16 protein-coding genes are annotated in these 16891 nt (G+C 61.0%); 8 read left to right on the top strand and 8 right to left on the bottom strand.

The features are described from left to right. Positions 1-13: 13 nt before the first annotated feature. On the top strand, positions 14-997 hold the full coding sequence (locus tag QQJ98_RS10700; protein WP_284325581.1) for a sugar-binding transcriptional regulator: 984 nt from the start codon (positions 14-16) through the stop codon (positions 995-997). Between the two features lie 125 nt (positions 998-1122). Here the strand turns inward: QQJ98_RS10700 and QQJ98_RS10695 are convergent, their stop codons facing one another. Continuing rightward, positions 1123-2049: a LysR substrate-binding domain-containing protein gene (locus QQJ98_RS10695; protein WP_284325325.1), complete on the bottom strand. Its 927-nt coding sequence runs from the start codon at positions 2047-2049 to the stop codon at positions 1123-1125. 138 nt (positions 2050-2187) lie between these two features. Here QQJ98_RS10695 and QQJ98_RS10690 point away from each other — a divergent pair, with 138 nt between their 5' ends. Both QQJ98_RS10690 and QQJ98_RS10685 read left to right on the top strand, forming a co-directional pair. Next, entirely contained in the window at positions 2188-2517 is a 330-nt protein-coding gene (locus QQJ98_RS10690; protein ID WP_284325324.1) for a nuclear transport factor 2 family protein, read from the top strand. Continuing rightward, a complete protein-coding gene (locus QQJ98_RS10685) occupies positions 2514-3293 on the top strand; it encodes an SDR family oxidoreductase (protein ID WP_284325323.1) in 780 nt (259 codons plus the stop codon). Before QQJ98_RS10690 ends, QQJ98_RS10685 begins: the two co-directional genes overlap by 4 nt. 131 nt (positions 3294-3424) lie before the next feature. Here the strand turns inward: QQJ98_RS10685 and QQJ98_RS10680 are convergent, their stop codons facing one another. The 7 genes from QQJ98_RS10680 to QQJ98_RS10650 form a co-directional block, all read right to left on the bottom strand. Then, a complete protein-coding gene (locus tag QQJ98_RS10680; RefSeq protein ID WP_284325322.1) occupies positions 3425-4471 on the bottom strand; it encodes an NAD/NADP-dependent octopine/nopaline dehydrogenase family protein in 1047 nt (348 codons plus the stop codon). A gap of 4 nt (positions 4472-4475) precedes the next feature. Next, complete coding sequence (locus QQJ98_RS10675; RefSeq protein WP_284325321.1) at positions 4476-5582, bottom strand: PLP-dependent cysteine synthase family protein; 1107 nt, start codon at positions 5580-5582, stop codon at positions 4476-4478. After that, positions 5582-5968 carry a Rid family detoxifying hydrolase gene (locus QQJ98_RS10670; RefSeq protein WP_284325320.1) on the bottom strand — a complete coding sequence of 129 codons (387 nt, stop codon included), beginning with the start codon at positions 5966-5968 and terminating at the stop codon, positions 5582-5584. Before QQJ98_RS10670 ends, QQJ98_RS10675 begins: the two co-directional genes overlap by 1 nt. Positions 5969-6068: 100 nt before the next feature. Continuing rightward, a complete protein-coding gene (locus QQJ98_RS10665; protein ID WP_284325319.1) occupies positions 6069-7565 on the bottom strand; it encodes a tripartite tricarboxylate transporter permease in 1497 nt (498 codons plus the stop codon). Then, complete coding sequence (locus tag QQJ98_RS10660; RefSeq protein ID WP_284325318.1) at positions 7562-8035, bottom strand: tripartite tricarboxylate transporter TctB family protein; 474 nt, start codon at positions 8033-8035, stop codon at positions 7562-7564. Before QQJ98_RS10660 ends, QQJ98_RS10665 begins: the two co-directional genes overlap by 4 nt. After that, entirely contained in the window at positions 8026-8985 is a 960-nt protein-coding gene (locus QQJ98_RS10655; protein ID WP_284325317.1) for a tripartite tricarboxylate transporter substrate binding protein, read from the bottom strand. The genes QQJ98_RS10660 and QQJ98_RS10655 overlap by 10 nt, the downstream gene beginning before the upstream one ends. Before the next feature lie 158 nt (positions 8986-9143). Next, complete coding sequence (locus tag QQJ98_RS10650; protein WP_284325316.1) at positions 9144-10166, bottom strand: uroporphyrinogen decarboxylase family protein; 1023 nt, start codon at positions 10164-10166, stop codon at positions 9144-9146. 112 nt (positions 10167-10278) lie between these two features. Here QQJ98_RS10650 and QQJ98_RS10645 point away from each other — a divergent pair, with 112 nt between their 5' ends. From QQJ98_RS10645 to QQJ98_RS10625, 5 genes are all read left to right on the top strand, one after another. Further along, a complete protein-coding gene (locus QQJ98_RS10645) occupies positions 10279-11217 on the top strand; it encodes a LysR family transcriptional regulator (protein WP_284325315.1) in 939 nt (312 codons plus the stop codon). A 384-nt stretch (positions 11218-11601) separates the two neighbouring features. After that, the gene (locus tag QQJ98_RS10640) at positions 11602-13428 is read left to right on the top strand and encodes an ABC transporter permease (RefSeq protein WP_284325314.1); all 1827 of its coding nucleotides are present in this window, start codon (positions 11602-11604) and stop codon (positions 13426-13428) included. Then, positions 13428-14555, top strand: a complete 1128-nt coding sequence (locus tag QQJ98_RS10635; RefSeq protein ID WP_284325313.1) for an ABC transporter ATP-binding protein — start codon at positions 13428-13430, stop codon at positions 14553-14555. The genes QQJ98_RS10640 and QQJ98_RS10635 overlap by 1 nt, the downstream gene beginning before the upstream one ends. A gap of 35 nt (positions 14556-14590) precedes the next feature. Further along, the gene (locus QQJ98_RS10630) at positions 14591-15712 is read left to right on the top strand and encodes an ABC transporter substrate-binding protein (RefSeq protein ID WP_284325312.1); all 1122 of its coding nucleotides are present in this window, start codon (positions 14591-14593) and stop codon (positions 15710-15712) included. A gap of 72 nt (positions 15713-15784) precedes the next feature. Further along, complete coding sequence (locus tag QQJ98_RS10625; protein ID WP_284325311.1) at positions 15785-16885, top strand: ABC transporter substrate-binding protein; 1101 nt, start codon at positions 15785-15787, stop codon at positions 16883-16885. The last annotated feature ends 6 nt before the right edge of the window (positions 16886-16891 follow it).

Here is a 16891-nt window from a genome sequence, read left to right as displayed (position 1 = left end):
AGTATGCGTGAAGATGGCCGGAGAAATTCAGGAAGATCATATCCTTATGGCCCGCGCGGCTTGGCTGTATTATGTTGGCGGTCTGAACCAAGAGGCCACCGCCAAGCGGTTGGGTCTGACCCGTGCCCGTGTGAACAAGCTGCTGTCAGATGCCCGCGACACCGGTTTGGTCAGCATTTCGATCAACCCCGCCAATGTTGGCCTGCTGCCCGTCGAGGAAGCGATTCGCTTGCACTATGGTCTGGATTTCTGCATCTGCACCCCCGCCTTGGGCAAAGACGCCCACCGCAGCGAGACAGAAGCGATCCTGTCGGGCTTTGCCTTCCGCGCCGTGGGCACCGCCGCCGCCACCCACCTGCGCCGCCACCTTGCCGAAACGCCGCGCGCGGTGGTGGGAACCGGCTGGGGGCGCACGCTGGAACAAATGACCCTGCAACTGGCCGGGGTTTCCGCCCCCGGCGCGCGGTTCATCAGCCTGATGGGCTCGCTGACCTCGAACCTCGCCTACAACCCGTTCGAGGTGCTGCACGCCTTCGCCCGCACCACCGGGGCCGAAGGCTTTTTCCTGCCAGTGCCGTTCATCGCCGACACGCCCGAGGTGCGCGAAATTCTGCTGTCGCAGCAATCTGTGCAACAGGCGCTGAGCCTCGCGCGTGCGACCACCGTGGCCTATATTTCCATAGGCGAATTGCGCGAAGGCTCTTTGCTGCGCACCCAAGGCATGATTTCGGCGCGCGAGTTGGAAGAACTGCGCGAGTTGGGCGCGGTGGGCGATACCAACGGGCTGTTCTTTGACGGCAAAGGTGCCGCCGTGCAGCATCCCCTGAACCAGCGCACCATCGCCTTGGGATTTGAAGACCTGCGCAAAACCTGCACCGTCGCACTTGTCGCAGGCCGCTCTAAGCTAGAGGCATCGAAGGGCTTTCTGGCCAGCGGCGTTGCGCGCGGCCTGATCATCGACGGCGACACGGCGCTTGAACTTGCGGCAGCCATCTAGCGCGTGTTCGCGGCCATAGCCCTGTGGGTCTGTCTGGAAAATCTGCACCACCACAGCCCATCACCTTGGGCGGGCTTATCGCGAACGCGCCAAGTTTGAGCCAAGCACCAATGCGCAACAGGTGTTTAGCTGCCGCTACCCGGCCCCGCTGACACCTGCGCGTTCGCAAACGCTCGGGCGGCGGTAAGGAACGCTTTGAACGCCGCCGGAGGATTTTTCCTGCCCGGATAGTAAAGCGCCAGTGGCGCCAGACGCGGCGTCCAATCCGCCAGCACCCGCACAAGCCGCCCGGCCGCGATGTCATCGCGCACATCCGCTTCCATCACATAGCCAAGCCCCATGCCTTCCTGCGCCGCAATCCGCACAAGGCTGGCTTCGTCAAGCGTGAGGCTGCCTTGCACATCAATCTGCACCGGCACGCCATCCTTTTCAAATCGCCAGCGAAACAAGGCGTTGTTCGGCAGGCGCGCGCGGAGACAGCGATAGCGGTAAAGATCGGCAGGAACGCTGGGTGTGCCATGTGTTTGCAGAAAGTCCGGCGCTGCGACGACAGCATTTTCGCGCGGCAACCCAAGAGACAGGGCGATCATATCGCTGGGCACAAGGTCAGCCGGTCGCAACCCCAGATCAAACCCACCCGCGACGATATCGACCAGCTTACCTTCCGTGACCAGATCAATATGCACTTGCGGATATTGCCGCAGAAACGTGCAGACCAGCGGAGCCATCACTTCGCGCGCCGCTGATGCAAAAGCGTTGATGCGCAAAGTGCCGGTTGGCGTTTCCTGAAGCGATTGCACCGCCAGCATCGCATCGTGGATATCGGTCACAGCGGGCCCGATCCGGTCAACAAATGTGCGTCCAGCATCGCTCAGCGCGACACTGCGGGTCGTGCGGTTGAAAAGACGAACTCCCAAACGCTGCTCAAGCTTGCCGATGGCGTTGCTCAGCGCGGTGGTCGACATGCCAAGCTCAAGCGCTGCCGCCCGGAAAGACCCGTGCCGGGCTATGCTGAGAACCGCATCCAGATCGGCGAACAAGGCTCTGGTCATTATCCCTCTTATCGGAATTCTTCATCCCCTTTTATCCCAGTTATCGCGGTATGCGTCTAGGTCTAGTTTGTCCCTTGTCGGCCCAGACCAGCGCGACGCAGCGCTGGCAACGCAAGCAAACCCAAGATGGAGATCAAGATGGCGATCACACTACCAAAAAGCATCGAGGCCTATTTCGCCGCTGACCGCGATGGCAACCCAGAAGCTGTCGCTGCCGCCTTCACTGAAAGCGGCAGCGTCAAGGACAAGGGCAAGACCCACACGGGCCATGACGCCATTCGTGCGTGGATGGCAGACGAAAGCCAGCAATACACCTACGCAGTGACGCCCTTTTCGATCACCACGCAGAACGGAAAGACCCAAGTGAATGGCCACGCGGTCGGTGATTTCCCCGGCAGCCCGATTGACCTGCGTTACATCTTCGTCCTCGCCGACGACAAGATCGCTGAACTGGAGATTACCGTATGACGCCGTTTCTGACATTGCAGGGGCGTCGCGCCCTGATCACCGGCGGCACTTCGGGCGCAGGCGCGGCAACCGTCGCGCTTTTTCAGGCGCTGGGTGCCGAGGTGCTGACCACGGCCCGCAAAAAGCCCGCAGATTTCTCTGGTGCGGCCTTCGTCGAAGCCGACCTTACAACTGTGACGGGGGTTCAGACCGTCGTTGATGCTGTGGATCGCACATTTGGCGGGCTTGATATTCTGGTGAACATGCTGGGCGGTTCTTCCGCCCCATCGGGGGGCTATGCCGCGCTGGATGATGCCGAATGGGAGAAAGAGATGAACCTCAACTTCTTTCCCGCCGTCAGGCTTGATCGCGCCTTGATCCCGGCGATGATCGCGCAGGGGCGCGGCGTTGTCATCCATGTCACCTCAATTCAAGGCCGCCTTCCGTTGCCCGAGGCGACAACCGCCTATGCTGCGGCAAAAGCGGCGCTTAACACCTATAGCAAAAGCATCTCAAAAGAGGTTTCACCCAAAGGCGTGCGGGTGGTGCGTGTCTCTCCGGGATGGATCGCCGCGCCGGGCGAAAACGGTCTGGCCCTGCGCATCGCAAGCCAAGCTGGTATTGGATATGACGCAGCGGTGCAGGTGATCATGGATTCGCTGGGCGGCATACCGCTGGGGCGCCCCGCTGCCCCGGAAGAAGTGGCTGATCTGATTGCGTTTCTTGCCTCGGATCGCGCGGCCTCGATCACCGGATCCGAACATATCATCGACGGCGGGACAGTGCCCGTCGCATAGCTTAGGCAGGCACCGCTGCGATTGCACGCGGTGCCAACCTGCAAACGCGGTTCAGCAGCCTGATCGCTGTGTCGCGTCTCGATTGCCAGCCCCTCTGCGAAGATTGCAGCAACCAAAGCCCTGTGCTTCGGTCACATCGCCACAACAGCACCGAGGTCTATCGCCGGAAGCAGGGTATTTTCAGCACAGAAATCCCGACCACACAGGCTTTGAAACAGCGTAAAACCAGCCGTATGCAGCGGCGTTACCTGACCCACATGCTGGGCCAACGTGATGATCTCCAAAATGCCAAACGGCAAATCTTCGGTGATAAAGCGCGTTGAAAGATCGGTCGGACCGGGCGGACCGCCACGGTCAGCGTGGATCCGTGCTGCCATCTGCGCCAGCGACAACGCGTCCGGCAGCGCGAAGGTTTCGCGGAAATGACGCTCGACGCTGCGCACGCTCAGACCAAAAGCCGCAGCCAACGCCAGCCTTTCCGCATCCAACCCCTTGATCAGCCGTGCCACCGCTGGGGTGATGCCATCATAATTCGCCCAGACTTCGCCGCGCTCGATCCGGGTCAAGTTGCACAATGCGTTTGCCATATGAACCGGCGGGTTGAGGTTGCCCAAGGCGATTGCCAGCAGCGTCGGCGCTTTCGCAAAGCGGTCGCCAAAAAGCGTTTGGCACAGCGCCAAGGCTTCATCCGCACGCGCCACTGGCAGTGCCGCCACTTCGACTCGCCGGCGCAAGCCCCCGATCTGCACGCCATCCGCGCCCAGCGCACGACCCAGAACCACCGTCGTGCCCCAAGCCATCACCAAAGCCGAAACCCCGCGCGCGGTCAGGGCCTGATGCACGTAAAACCCGCCCAGCGACAGTTGCGCCGAGATGATGATCGTATGATCGGCGCGCAGACGCGGAAGCACAGCATCCAAGGCAGCGCGATGGCCATTGGCGGGCATCGCCAGCACCACCACCTCGGCCCAGTCAAGCGCCGTTGCCAGATCTTGGGCGATGGCGACGCGCAAAGTGCCCGCAAGCGCACCTGTCACCTGCAGCGGCTGGCTGGCCAGCGCGCGCGTGCCCTGCCCCGATGGCGACCACAGCATCGGCTCATGGCCCAGACTGTGCAAAAGCGCTGCCATGCCGCGCGCCACGCCGCCTGCCCCAAGGATCAAAACCCGCCTTGGCATGCCGCTACAAATCCTGATCGCAGTCCAGAAACGCCTCGATCCGGGCGCGCCAAGGTGCGATGTCGATGCCGCGCTCGGCAAGCCAGGCGTCGTTGTAATAGCTGCCGTCATAGCGCTCGCCGCTGTCGCAGATCAGCGTGACCAAAGCACCGCTTTGCCCCTCGCGCGCCATCTGTGCCGCGATCATCAGCATGCCGAAGAAATTCGTGCCGGTAGAGCCGCCAACCCGGCGAAACAACCGCTCGGACAGCACCCTTGCCGCAGCAATCGAGGCCGCATCAGGCACCCGGATCATATGGTCGATCACTTCGGGCACAAACGAAGGCTCGACGCGCGGGCGGCCAATTCCCTCGATCCTGCTGCCCTCGGCAGTGATATCGCGCCGCCCCGTCGCCCATGCCTCGTAAAACGCTGATCCCTCGACATCAACGACGCAAAGCCGCGTTGCCAGATTGCGATAGCGGATAAAGCGCCCGATGGTGGCCGAAGTGCCCCCGGTGCCCGCACTCATCACCACCCAATCGGGCACGGGGTCTGCCTCGGCCTGCATCTGGTCAAAGATGCTCTGCGCGATGTTATTGTTGCCGCGCCAGTCGGTGGCGCGCTCGGCAAAGGTGAACTGATCCAGATAATGCCCGCCGGTCTGCGCGGCCAACTCCTCTGCCACGCCGTAAACCGCCCCCGCATGATCGACAAAATGGCAAGACCCGCCGAATTGCGCAATCGCCTGCACCTTTTGCGGGCTGGTCGAGCGCGGCATCACCGCAATGAATTTCAGGCCCAGAAGCTGGGCAAAATAGGCCTCGGACACCGCGGTCGAGCCGGACGAGGCCTCGACCAGCGTGGTTTGCGGACCGATCCAGCCGTTGCAGATGCCATAAAGGAACAGCGAGCGCGCAAGGCGATGCTTCAGACTGCCGGTCGGATGCGTGCTTTCATCTTTCAGATACAGCGAGATGCCCGACAGCCCTTTGAACATCGGCTTGATCAGATGGGTGTCAGCCGAGCGGCGGGCATCCCCCATCAGCAGGTCAATCGCCCGGTGCCGCCAATCCCGCGCCGGATGATCTCCCAGCGGCAACTTTTGCTTCAAACAGTCGTCAAACCGCATCAGACTGCTCCTTTCAGGGCCAGAATTGCATCGACCTCAACCGCAGCGCCTTTTGGCAAGGCCGCGACCTCGACCGTCGCGCGTGCCGGATAGGGTGCGGCAAACGCCTCGGCATAGCCGGCGTTGATCTCGGCAAAGCGGGACAGATCAGTGACATAAATCGTGGTTTTCACCACATCAGACAAAGAAGCGCCCGCAGCCTCGGCAATCGCTGCGATATTGCGCAGGCATTGGCGCATCTGATCGACAGCGTCCGCCGACGGAAATTCGCCCGTCGCAGGATCAATCGGCAGTTGCCCCGAAACAAACAGCAGCCCACCAGCCGCGATTGCTTGCGAATAGGGGCCGATGGCTGCAGGTGCCGCAGAGGTGGAAACCGGGATCATTGCATATTCTTTCGATCAGTAGGTGGCACAGAAGCCCGAAGGCTTCTGCAAAGGCGGGCAAGTGCCGCATATCTTAAGCGCCCGCAAATCATGCCGCGCATCAAACCGCCGCGCGGCTGCGCTTCTTCCACATGCCCCAGATCGGCATGGCAAGGATCAAAACAGTCAGCGTCACCACGATCATCGACATCGGCGAGGCGATCAGCGCCAACGGATGCCCGCCCGAGATGGTCAGTGCCAAAGACAGCTGCCCTTCGGCAATCGGCCCTAAAATCACCCCCAGAATGATCGGAGGGCTGGGATAGTCAAGACGCTCCATCACATAGGCGATCAGGCCGATGCCCAGCAGCAGATACAGATCAAAGGTGGAATTGTTGACCGCATAAACCCCAATTGCCACGAACATCAGGATCAGTGGCGCAAGCACGACATGTGGCAGCCGCAGCACCTGGCCAAAAATCCGCGTCGCTGCCAGACCGCCGACAAAATACAGCAGCACCGCCGAGATCAGCATTTGCAGCATGAAGCCATAGACGACATCGGGATGCTCGGTGAAAAGCTGCGGGCCGGGGCGCAGGCCATGCACCAGAAGGCCGCCCAAGATCACCGCCGCAACCCCCGATCCAGGGATGCCCAGCGAAAGCGCTGGGATAAGTGAGGCCGCATTATCTGCACCATTGCCACATTCCGAAGCCGCAACACCGTCTGGATTGCCCTTGCCAAAGCTATCGGGATCCTTCGAGCGTTGCTTGGCATCGTTATAGGCCAGATAACAGCTCATGGAACCACCCGCGCCGGGCAAGATGCCGATGATGATGCCGATCACCGACGAGCGCATCCAGATCGGCAAAAAGCGCCGCCAATCCTTCAACACCGACCCCTGCTTGCGCAGATTGAGCAACTCTTTTGACATGCCTTTGTGGCCTGCCGTCTCGATCATCTGGATCACCGGCGGGATGGCGAAAAGCGCGGTCAGAAGCACCACGATATCCATGCCCTCGGCAAACTCCAGCCGCCCGAAGGTGTAGCGCTCGGTGCCCGTCGCCAGATCCGTGCCCATGGTGCCGATCAAAAGACCAATGAAAGCCGCCATCAACCCCTTGAGCAGATCATCCCCCAACAGCGAGGCCACCGTCGCCAACCCCAGTATTGCGACCCAGAAATACTCGGCCGGGCCAAACATCAGGCTCAGCTTGACCAGCAGCGGTGCAAGCCCGATCAGGGCCAGCGCCGACAGCACCGATCCGATCACGCCAGAAACCACCGCAACCTGTAAAGCATAGGCCGCCTTGCCCTGCTTGGTCATTTCATAGCCGTCCATCAAAGTGGCGACCGAGGCCGGCGTCCCTGGCACCCGCAACAGAATGGCCGGGATCGCTCCCCCATAGCTGCCACCGTTGTACATTCCCGCCATCATGCCCAGCGCAAACAACGGGTCCATGCCAAAGGTCAGCGGAATCAGAACCGCAAGTCCGGTGGTCACGGTCAGGCCCGGCAATGCCCCGACCAGCAGCCCCGCAATCGTGCCGATCAGCACCGCCAGCAGACTGGAAGGCGCGAAAGCATGCGGCAGCGCATTCAGCAAAGCATCCATCATCGCAGCATCCCCAACAAAGGATCCAGCACATCCGCAGGCAGCGGCCGCTTCAGGATCACGACAAACACCACAAGAATGAAGGCCATCGTGGCAAAACTGGCCAGAACCGCCATGCGCAGGTCACGAAAGCGCAGCGCCAGTGGCAAGGCGATGCCAAGGATCAGGCTCGGGATCACATAGCCGATCGTGTCGATTGCCAGAATATAAAACCCCAACACCCCAAACCCGAGCAAAAACCGACCCAGATGGGTGAAGAATGGCGCGTCGTCACCGGGCGCGCTTTGCATCACGGCGCGCAGGATAACCAGCATCGCACAGATGCCAAGGCAGATCGCGAAAACGCGGGGATAGGTGCCGCTTGCGCCGGGATAATCCCCTGCCCCCAGGAAGGCAGCCCCCGCGACGGCCAATAGCACCGCCGCGAAGCCGATCTCTCCCTGCTTGCGCGTGGGAGATGAATTTACCGCCACGGCGTCACCTTCCAGGTCTCGGCCAGTTCGCTTTCCATCCGGGCCAGCAAGGCGCGGTAATCCGTGCCGTCCAGATAGGCCAGCGGGATCTCGGCAGCCTCGGCGGTCTTGACATATTCTGGATCTGCCATCGCGGCCTTCAGCGCCGCTTGCAGCTTTTCGACCATCTCGGGCGGGGTGCCCGCCGGAGCCGCCAGCCCGCGCGAGGCCGTCACCACCAGATCATAGCCCTGCTCTTTGAAGGTCGGCGCATCGGGCAGATAGGTCGAACGCTCCAGCGACATCACGCCCAGCAGCCGGATATCACCGCTGCGGATCAACGGCAGCGCTTCGGAAAGGTTCATCGTCGCCGCGGGAATATGCCCACCCAGCAAAGCCTGACGCACAGGCGCGGTAGAGCCAAAGAACGCAGGCGTAAAGCTTGATCCCGCCGAGCGGTTCAGGTTCAAAATCCCGATATGTTCCGACGACCCAGCCGCCCCCGAGGTGCCGACGACAATCGCCCCAGGTGCGGCCTTTGACGCCGCCATCAGCGCGTCAAGCGTCTGGTATTGGCTGTCCTTGCCCACCACCAGAATACCGGGATCGAGGACAATATTGCCAATCATCTGAAAGTCTTGCAGCTTGTACTTCGCCTTGCCTTCGACCGTCAGCGCCACAAAGGACGGCGGGTTGATCATGCCGATTGTATAGCCATCCGGCGCGGCCTGCGACAGCGCGGTCCAGCCCAATTCACCGCCGGCCCCCGGCTTGTTGATCACGGCGATCGACGCACCATTGCCCAGATATTTTTCCATGAACATCGCGACAGAGCGCGCCGCCACATCGGTGCCGCCGCCGGGCGCAAAGGCCACGATCAGCTCGATGGGCTTTTCAGGATATTCGGCCAGCGCAGGCTGTGCCAACAGTGCGGCCATCGCCGCCCCAAGTAGAAGTTTCGGAAGCTTCATGTCATCCTCGTTCTGTTGTGGTTCATCATCTCTTGGTCTGGCAGCCCTAACCACCATTCGTGATCTTTGGTGTCACGGTATCGGACATCTAAAGGCGGGTCACGGCGCGCGATCCGGCCGCTGCCCGCAAAAACCTGTCTTGACAGCACCCCGCCCATTCAGGCTGCGGCTTCGGCAGTATCTGGCGCGAACTCTGGCAAAGCGCGGACAAAGTCGCGCACCTCGCGCAGGGTGTCGCGGGAAAATCCGGCGCGGATCGAACAACTGGGCGCGATGATCAAATCACCGCCAAGCCCCTGCACCTCGTCCAAAGTCTGCAGGATCTGCGCCTTGACCAGATCCACGTCATTGCCGGTCAGCGCACGGCGGTCGATGCCGCCGACGATGCATTTGTTGCTGCTGATCATGGCCGCCGCAGCACTGGGCCGGGTCTCCCAATTGTGCCAGTTCAGCGCATGCACAGGATAATCGCGGATATCGCGAAAGCGGATCTGCGCGCCATGGGCATGCAGGATGTTAAAGCGGCCCCGCTGCGCCCCCACCAAAGCCTCGATATCGTACGGAGCCACAAATTCACAAAAATCATCATAGCCCAGCACATCGCGCCCGCTGTCCTGATGCGCAAAGAACACGCCGTCAGCCCCTGCCGCGATAGCGGCCTTGGCGTATTCGCGCACATTGATCGCGATCCGCTCCAGCGCCGCATGCAGCCCGTCCAACCCCTGCCTTTCAGCAATCTGACGATGAACCGCCCCACGGCTAAGCTTTGAGGCAATCGTCATCGGGCTGAAAATCGTGAAGATGATCGGCAGCTTGGGCAATTCTGCCCGCATTAGCCGCAGTGCATGCAACTCGCGCCCCAACGCCCCGGCTTGCGGGTCAACCTGTGGCAGCCGCGCCCAATCCTGCGCGCGCTCGAACGGCGTTTCGACGATACGGGCCACGCCACCGCGAGCAACCTCTGAGAAATCAATCGTCACCCCCATATCCTCGACCGCATACATGCCATTTGGCGCGGTCTTCAGAAAATCCAGATCGAAGTCGCGCTGAAAGGCGACACTCGCCTCGGCCAGTCGCTCGGCTTCCATATCCAGCGCGGGAAAATGGCTCCAGACCGAAAACAGCGGCCCCTTTCCAAGTCGGTCGGCAAAGACGGTTTTGATCGCATCGCTATAGGGCATCCGAAGTCTTTCGCTCGTGTAACAGGGCTGTGACTTGGTTGTAGCGAGGGGGTTGTTATCTGAAAAATAGTACTTCACGATATGTCTTATCGCAAACTACGATAGAAAACCCATGCGCCTCGATCAGCTGAAATACTTCATCGCGGCCAGCCAAAGCGGCTCTATCTCGGCGGCGGCACGGATCGTGCATCTGGCCCAGCCCGCGTTCTCGGCCCATATTCGCACGCTGGAACAAGAGCTTGGCGTGCAGCTGTTTGAACGCTCCCGCAAAGGTGTGGTGCTGACAGAGGCCGGACAGCGGCTGTATGACGGCGCGGTTTCACTGTTTCGTCACGTCGAACAGGTGCGCGAAGAAACCGTCAATGCCGCAACCAGTCTGACCGGCGAGGTCCGCGTTGTGCTGGCGGCGTCGGCGGCGGCGATGCTTGCCGGGCAGCTTTATTGGCGCACCGCCCAACAGCATCCGCAGATTCGCCTGACGATTCTCGACCTTTTGCGGATGGAAAGCGATACGCTCGTCACCTCGCGGCAGGTCGATTTCGGGCTGCTGCCCAATGTCTCGACCCTTGTGGGTGCCACGTCCGAACCGGTTCTGGCGCAGGATTTGCACCTTGTCGGGCGCCATCGGCCAGATCACATCGGCGACGAGATTGATTTTGCCGCGCTAAAGAATTTCCCGCTTGTGATGGGCAGCCGTCACAATCAGTTGCGGATCGAGTTGGAAAACACAGCACTTCGCACCGGCAACCGCATCAACATCGCCATCGAACAGGACTCGCTTTCGGTATTCCGCAGCATTGTGATGAATGGACCCGCCTTCACCGTGGTGCCCTATTCAGCCTTCGCCGTCGAAATCGAAGCCGGCCTGCTGAGCGCGACGCGCATCGTCAACCCCGTGATCGAGCGCACGCTGTCGTTCGTCTGGCACGAACACTCCGAACTGTCGCTGTCTGCAAAGGCCGTCAAAGACCTGTTTCGCGCTCATATCGGCGAATTGCTGACCCAACATCGCATGCGCGGACGCCTGTTAGAGCCAGCCTTGGGCGCATAGATTGACCTGATCTGCCCTGCACCGCGTCAAAATCTTGGGCGGCGCTGGATTGGTTTACCGATCAGCGCAAGAATCGTCCGCAAGGATGAAATGGCGAAATACCCCGATGCACGCGCGTGCTTGTATCTGACTTACATGAGTGACAATTACTATGTAATATCATGAAATTTATCTATAATTTCAACCTTGCACAGCTGTGCAATTTTCTGTTGACACCAATTCGCCTTTTGGTGAATCCTAATGTCAGTTCGGCGGATTGCCGTGGTGGCTAAGGAGGGCTGTCACGGCGCATTGGGGCAACCCAGACCGCCACCGTGGAGGGAACGATACTATGCTGATCACTGGCTACGGGCCGGTTGCGCTGTCACGGCCAGAGGCCCGGGCATGAGCGCGCCGCCCATCACGACAGCTGCGGCGCCATCATGGCGCAATCGCCTGCGCTACCAGATGCGTCTCACGCTGCGAGAGCCTACGACGGTGATCGGCGTGCTGATGGCTCTGCTGTTCGCCTATCTGATCGTGGTGCCGATCCTGTCGATCCTGATGGATTCCGCCACCGTGCAATTTGGCGATGACCGCCGCACCAAGGCCGAGCTTGGCAGCGTCACCCTGTATTATTTGACGCGCACATTCACCTCGGCGGTGGCGCGCGATTTGTTCTGGGTGCCGCTGCGCAACACGCTGATGGTGGCAGGTGGCGCTATTGCCATCTCGATGGTGGTGGGCGGCATCCTCGGCTGGCTGATCGCGCGCACCGACATGTTCGGCCGCCGCTGGTTTGCGACGGCGTTGATCGTGCCTTACATGCTGCCCGCCTGGACCTTTGCCTTGGCCTGGACGACGCTGTTCAAGAACCGCACCGTCGGCGGCCAGCAAGGCTGGTTTGAGGCCATCGGCCTGACACCCCCCGATTGGCTGGCCTATGGCCAATTCCCGATCACCGTCATCCTTGCACTGCATTACACGCCCTTCGTCATCTTGCTCTTTGGTTCGGCGCTGCGGCGGTTTGACAGCCAGCTAGAAGATTCAGCCCGAATTCTTGGCGCCTCGGGTGCCACCGTGGCGCGGCAGGTGATCTTGCCCCTGATGCGTCCGGCGCTGATGTCGGCGGTGGTGCTGATTTTCGCAAAATGTCTGGGCGAATTTGGCGTGCCCTATGTGTTGGGCCTGCCGGTGAAATTCGACGTGCTGGCAACCTCGCTCTACCGCTCGATCGGCTCGCGGCAAACCGGGGTCGCAGGGGTGCTGGCAGGCGCGATCATGCTGATCGGGGTGATTGCCATTCTGGTCGATGCTTATCTTGCCCGTGAGGCACGGCGCTTTGTCACCGTGGGCTCCAAAGGCTCGATGAACCGCGCCTCGCGGCTGAAGGGCTGGCGGCTGCCTGCCACCGGGTTTGCCGGATTGATCTTTGCCGCAAGCGTGGCAATGCCGATCCTGACGCTGTTCCTGTCCACCGTGATGCGGATGCCTGCGAATTTTGCATGGTCCAATTTCACGCTGGATTACTGGATCGGCTGGGATCTGCCAACTGTCGCCATGCGCACGGGTATCCTGTTCAGCCCCGATCTGTGGCGCGCCGCGTTCAACACGATCTGGATTGTCGGATCGGCGTCGATCTGCTCAGGGCTGCTGGGGATTCTGACCGGCTATATCGTCGTGCGCTCACCCTATCGGCCGCTGTCAGTCTTTTTGCGGCAGGTGACGTTCATGCCCTACCTTGTGCCGGGGATTGCCTTTGCCGCCGCCTATCTGTCGCTGTTTGCGGTGCAGCGCGGCCCGGTTCCCGCCTTGTATGGCACCTATGCGATCCTTATTCTGGCGCTGATGGCCGATCAGATGCCCTATGCCTCACGCGCGGGGATATCGGCGATGATGCAGCTGGGCAAAGACCCCGAAGAAGCAGCACAAGTGGTTGGCGCTGGTTGGCTGCGGCGGATGACATGGGTGGTTATTCCGATCCAGAAAGGATCGCTTGTCACCGGTATCTTGCTGCCGTTTATCTCTGGCATCAAAGGTTTAAGCCTGTTTGTGATCCTGGCTGTGCCTGCGACAGACGTATTGACCACGTTCTCGCTGCGGCTGGTCGATTACCACTACACCCAGGCGGCCAATGCGGTCGTGCTGATCATCGCGGGGCTGGCCTATGTCGGCACGCTGACCGCGCAGAAACTCACCAAGACAAATCTGGCCGAAGGACTTGGAAGCTGATGCCTGATATCATTCTGCGGAACGTTCAGAAAAACTATGGCGCAGGCTCGCCCAATGCGGTTGCCGATTTGGATTTGCACATCGGGGATGGCGAATTCATGTGCCTGCTGGGGCCATCGGGCTGCGGCAAAACCACCACATTGCGGATGATCGCCGGGCTTGAAAACCTGTCAGGCGGCGAAATTTCGGTCGGTGGTCGCGTGGTGGATTCGATCCCGCAGGGCATCTTTGTGGGCCCGGAAAAGCGCGGCATGGGGCTGGTGTTTCAATCCTACGCGCTCTGGCCGCATCTGACGATCGAGCGCAACACCGATTTCGGTCTGCGCCTGCGCAAAGTGCCCAAGGCCGAACGTGAGTCCCGCGTCAACACCGTGATGAAGGCGCTCGACATCGAGAAATACCGCGACCGCTATCCCTCGCAACTGTCAGGAGGGCAGCAGCAACGGGTGGCCTTGGCGCGGATGCTGGCGGTCAACCCCGGTGTGCTGTTGCTCGACGAGCCGCTGTCGAACCTTGATGCCCGCCTGCGTCTGGAAATGCGCGCCGAGCTGAAACGCATCCACGCCGCTTTCAAAACCACCATCGTTTTCGTGACCCATGATCAGTGGGAGGCGATGACCCTAGCCACCACAATCGCCGTGATGAACGAAGGCACCCTGCAACAGCGCGGCACCCCAAACGACATCTACGAACGCCCCGCCAACCGCTTTGTCGCCGAATTTGTCGGCAGCCCACCCATCAATATCATCGAGCTGGCAGCGTCTGGCAGTGATCCGCTGGAACGCGCCGCCCGCGACTACCTGCGCGCCCGGCTTGGTGCTGCGGCCGATCTTGGCTCGGTCGGGATCAGGCCAGAGGCGTTGATGCTGGCCCTGGACGATGCGCCCGTACCACCGGGCCATTTCCGGCACGGCGCCAGCGTCACCGCAGTTCTGCCCACCGGTGGTAGCTGGATCATCGAGGTGAATTGCGCAGGGCGGGTGATCTTTCTGACCACCACCGAAAGCCCGACCTTGCAGGGCGGCGAGATCGTCACGCTGCACGCGCGCCCCGCAGCCTTGCATGTGTTCGACAGCCATCAGAACCGGTTGGCCGGGGTCGATGATGCACTGGCCCGGGTCGCCTAACCCGTGCCGCAGAAATCAATGAACAGGAGGGATTAATGAAACGCGTAACGATGGCAATGATCGGTCTGTTGGCAGCAACCACAGGTCACGCCCAAACTCAGACCGGGGCCGAAACACAGACCGGGCCCCAAACCGAGGCCGAATTGCTGGCCGCGGCCAAAGCCGAACCCCCGATGACCGCCTATGCGGTGACCGGCAAGATCGTCGACACCGCCGAGGCTTTCAGCGCCAAATATGGGCTGTCGGTTACTGGCAAGAAGGTGAACGAAGCCGGACAGATCGAGCTTTTGATCCGCGAAGCTCAGGCAAACAACGTGGTCGGTGGTGTGTCGCTGGCCGCTGACGCCGCCACGATCGCGGCGCAGCTGATCCCCGAAGGCATCGTCGAAAGCTGGGTGCCGCCCGATGTGGCAGATCAGCTTGCCGCCAGCGCGCGCGATCCGCTTGTGGTGGTCAGCGACCCGATGGTCTGGAGCTATAACACCGAAGCCTACGCGGCCTGCCCGATCTCTAACGTCTGGCAACTGGTTGATCCAGAATGGAAATCGCGCGTCAGCATGATGGATCCGCTGGAAAAGCCCGCCTATGCCGATTGGTTCAACCAGCTGGAAGAGCATCACGACCCAGCCATGGCCGCCGCTTATGAGGCGCATTATGGCAAGCCGTTTGACAGCGCCGAAGGCTCGGCCACGCAGGCTTGGGTCAAGGCTTTTGCCGCAAATGGCGTGCTGATCGCCGATTCCTCTGGTGTGTCCGATGCGATTGGCGCGGCTGGTCAGACCAGCCCGTTCTTTGGCATCCTGTCCACTGCCAAGTTCCGTGACAATGTCGACAAAGGCCACAAGCTGGGCTTCTGCGCCAATGTCGCGCCGTTCAGCGGCTGGCTCTATCCCGGCCTTGGCGTGATTGCAAAAGGCACCGCCAGCCCGAACACCGCCAAGCTGTTCATCAGCTATCTGCTGACAGCCGAAGGCATCGCGCCCCAAAGCGTGGATGGCAAAGTGCCGTCTGACCCGCGCGTCGGCCTGCCCGCAGATGAGGCATCCGGCATCGCGGCGCATCTGGATCAGCTGATGGTCTGGACCAATGCCGGGGCGCAAAGCGATCTGGACCGCCGGCAAGACTGGCAAGATCTGTGGCGCACCAACCTGCGCTGAATACCCAACCTGCGCGCCGATCTGAGGAGGGCTGCGCGCAGGCTCACACCCCGCGACCACTGGGAGGAAGCAATGAAACATCTGACGACATCGGTGGCAATTTTGTTGGCCCTGACCACCACCGCATCTGCCGAAGATTTTGATCTGAACGCGCTGATCGCCGCAGCCAAGACCGAACCGCCGATCACGGTTTTCGACAGCACGGGCAAGATTGCTGATATGGCCGAAGGCTTTACCGCGAAATACGGCATCGCCGCCACTGGCACCAAGACCAAAGCGCCCGCGCAGATGGAAACCATCATCCGCGAAGTGCAGGCGGGCAATGTGCAGGGCGATGTCTCGCTGATCGCGGATGTGCCTGCGGCGATGGGGCAATTGCTGCCGGGTGGTTTTGCCGAAAGCTGGGTGCCGCCGGATCTTGCCGCCGACATCGCGCCCGAGGCCCAAAACCCGCTGCTGGTGGTCGCAAGCCCGAATGTGCTGGCCTATAACACCAAACTTTTCGAGACCTGCCCGATCACCAACATCTGGCAACTGACCGACCCCGATTGGAAGGGCAAGGTCGCGATGCAAGACCCGCTTGGCAAGCCATCCTATACGGATTGGTTCAACCAGATGCGCAGCTACAGCGATGACAAGATCCGCGCCGCCTACCAGTCCCACTACGGCAAAGCCCTTGAAACCGACAAAGCCAGCGCGACCGAGGCTTTTGTGGCAGCGCTCGCCGCCAATGGTCCGCTGTTGACCGATGCCGATGCAGCGGCGGCAGAGGCCGTGGCCGCACCCGGGCAAACCGAACCCTTCGTAGGCCTCGTCAGCGCCGCCAAGTTCCGCGACAATGCTGGCGCGGGCTTTACCTTGGGGTTATGCGCGGGCGTTGATCCGTTCATCGGCTTTACCAATGCAACCGTCGGGCTGATCGTCAAAGGCACCGACAGCCCGAATGCAGCCAAGCTGTTCATTCACTACGCCATGACCGCCGAAGGCATCGCGCCGCAGGCCGAGGATGGCAAGATCTCGCTGAACACCAAAGTCAGCCTGCCCGCAGATGAACCGTCAGGCATCGCCGCGCATACCGCCGAGCTTTTGGCCTACAACCCGGCATCGGGGCTGGAAGATTGGGACACGCGCCAGGATTGGCAAGATTTCTGGCGTTTGAACTATGCAAAATGAACAAAG

The sequence above is a fragment of the Cypionkella aquatica genome (assembly GCF_030161095.1).
Taxonomy (GTDB): domain Bacteria; phylum Pseudomonadota; class Alphaproteobacteria; order Rhodobacterales; family Rhodobacteraceae; genus Cypionkella; species Cypionkella aquatica.
The sequence above is the reverse complement of the archived record's forward strand: the minus strand, read 5'-3'. Positions and strand labels throughout refer to the sequence as shown.

What these genes read in the sequence shown, in the direction of transcription:
- QQJ98_RS10625 (WP_284325311.1), top strand. Translation starts at nt 15,785, where the DNA reads ATGAAACATCTGACGACATCGGTGGCAATTTTGTTGGCCCTGACCACC.
- QQJ98_RS10685 (WP_284325323.1), top strand. Translation starts at nt 2,514, where the DNA reads ATGACGCCGTTTCTGACATTGCAGGGGCGTCGCGCCCTGATCACCGGC.
- QQJ98_RS10640 (WP_284325314.1), top strand. Translation starts at nt 11,602, where the DNA reads ATGAGCGCGCCGCCCATCACGACAGCTGCGGCGCCATCATGGCGCAAT.
- QQJ98_RS10630 (WP_284325312.1), top strand. Translation starts at nt 14,591, where the DNA reads ATGAAACGCGTAACGATGGCAATGATCGGTCTGTTGGCAGCAACCACA.
- QQJ98_RS10680 (WP_284325322.1), bottom strand. Translation starts at nt 4,471, where the DNA reads ATGCCAAGGCGGGTTTTGATCCTTGGGGCAGGCGGCGTGGCGCGCGGC.
- QQJ98_RS10695 (WP_284325325.1), bottom strand. Translation starts at nt 2,049, where the DNA reads ATGACCAGAGCCTTGTTCGCCGATCTGGATGCGGTTCTCAGCATAGCC.
- QQJ98_RS10690 (WP_284325324.1), top strand. Translation starts at nt 2,188, where the DNA reads ATGGCGATCACACTACCAAAAAGCATCGAGGCCTATTTCGCCGCTGAC.
- QQJ98_RS10700 (WP_284325581.1), top strand. Translation starts at nt 14, where the DNA reads ATGGCCGGAGAAATTCAGGAAGATCATATCCTTATGGCCCGCGCGGCT.
- QQJ98_RS10655 (WP_284325317.1), bottom strand. Translation starts at nt 8,985, where the DNA reads ATGAAGCTTCCGAAACTTCTACTTGGGGCGGCGATGGCCGCACTGTTG.
- QQJ98_RS10675 (WP_284325321.1), bottom strand. Translation starts at nt 5,582, where the DNA reads ATGCGGTTTGACGACTGTTTGAAGCAAAAGTTGCCGCTGGGAGATCAT.
- QQJ98_RS10645 (WP_284325315.1), top strand. Translation starts at nt 10,279, where the DNA reads ATGCGCCTCGATCAGCTGAAATACTTCATCGCGGCCAGCCAAAGCGGC.
- QQJ98_RS10650 (WP_284325316.1), bottom strand. Translation starts at nt 10,166, where the DNA reads ATGCCCTATAGCGATGCGATCAAAACCGTCTTTGCCGACCGACTTGGA.
- QQJ98_RS10635 (WP_284325313.1), top strand. Translation starts at nt 13,428, where the DNA reads ATGCCTGATATCATTCTGCGGAACGTTCAGAAAAACTATGGCGCAGGC.
- QQJ98_RS10665 (WP_284325319.1), bottom strand. Translation starts at nt 7,565, where the DNA reads ATGATGGATGCTTTGCTGAATGCGCTGCCGCATGCTTTCGCGCCTTCC.
- QQJ98_RS10670 (WP_284325320.1), bottom strand. Translation starts at nt 5,968, where the DNA reads ATGATCCCGGTTTCCACCTCTGCGGCACCTGCAGCCATCGGCCCCTAT.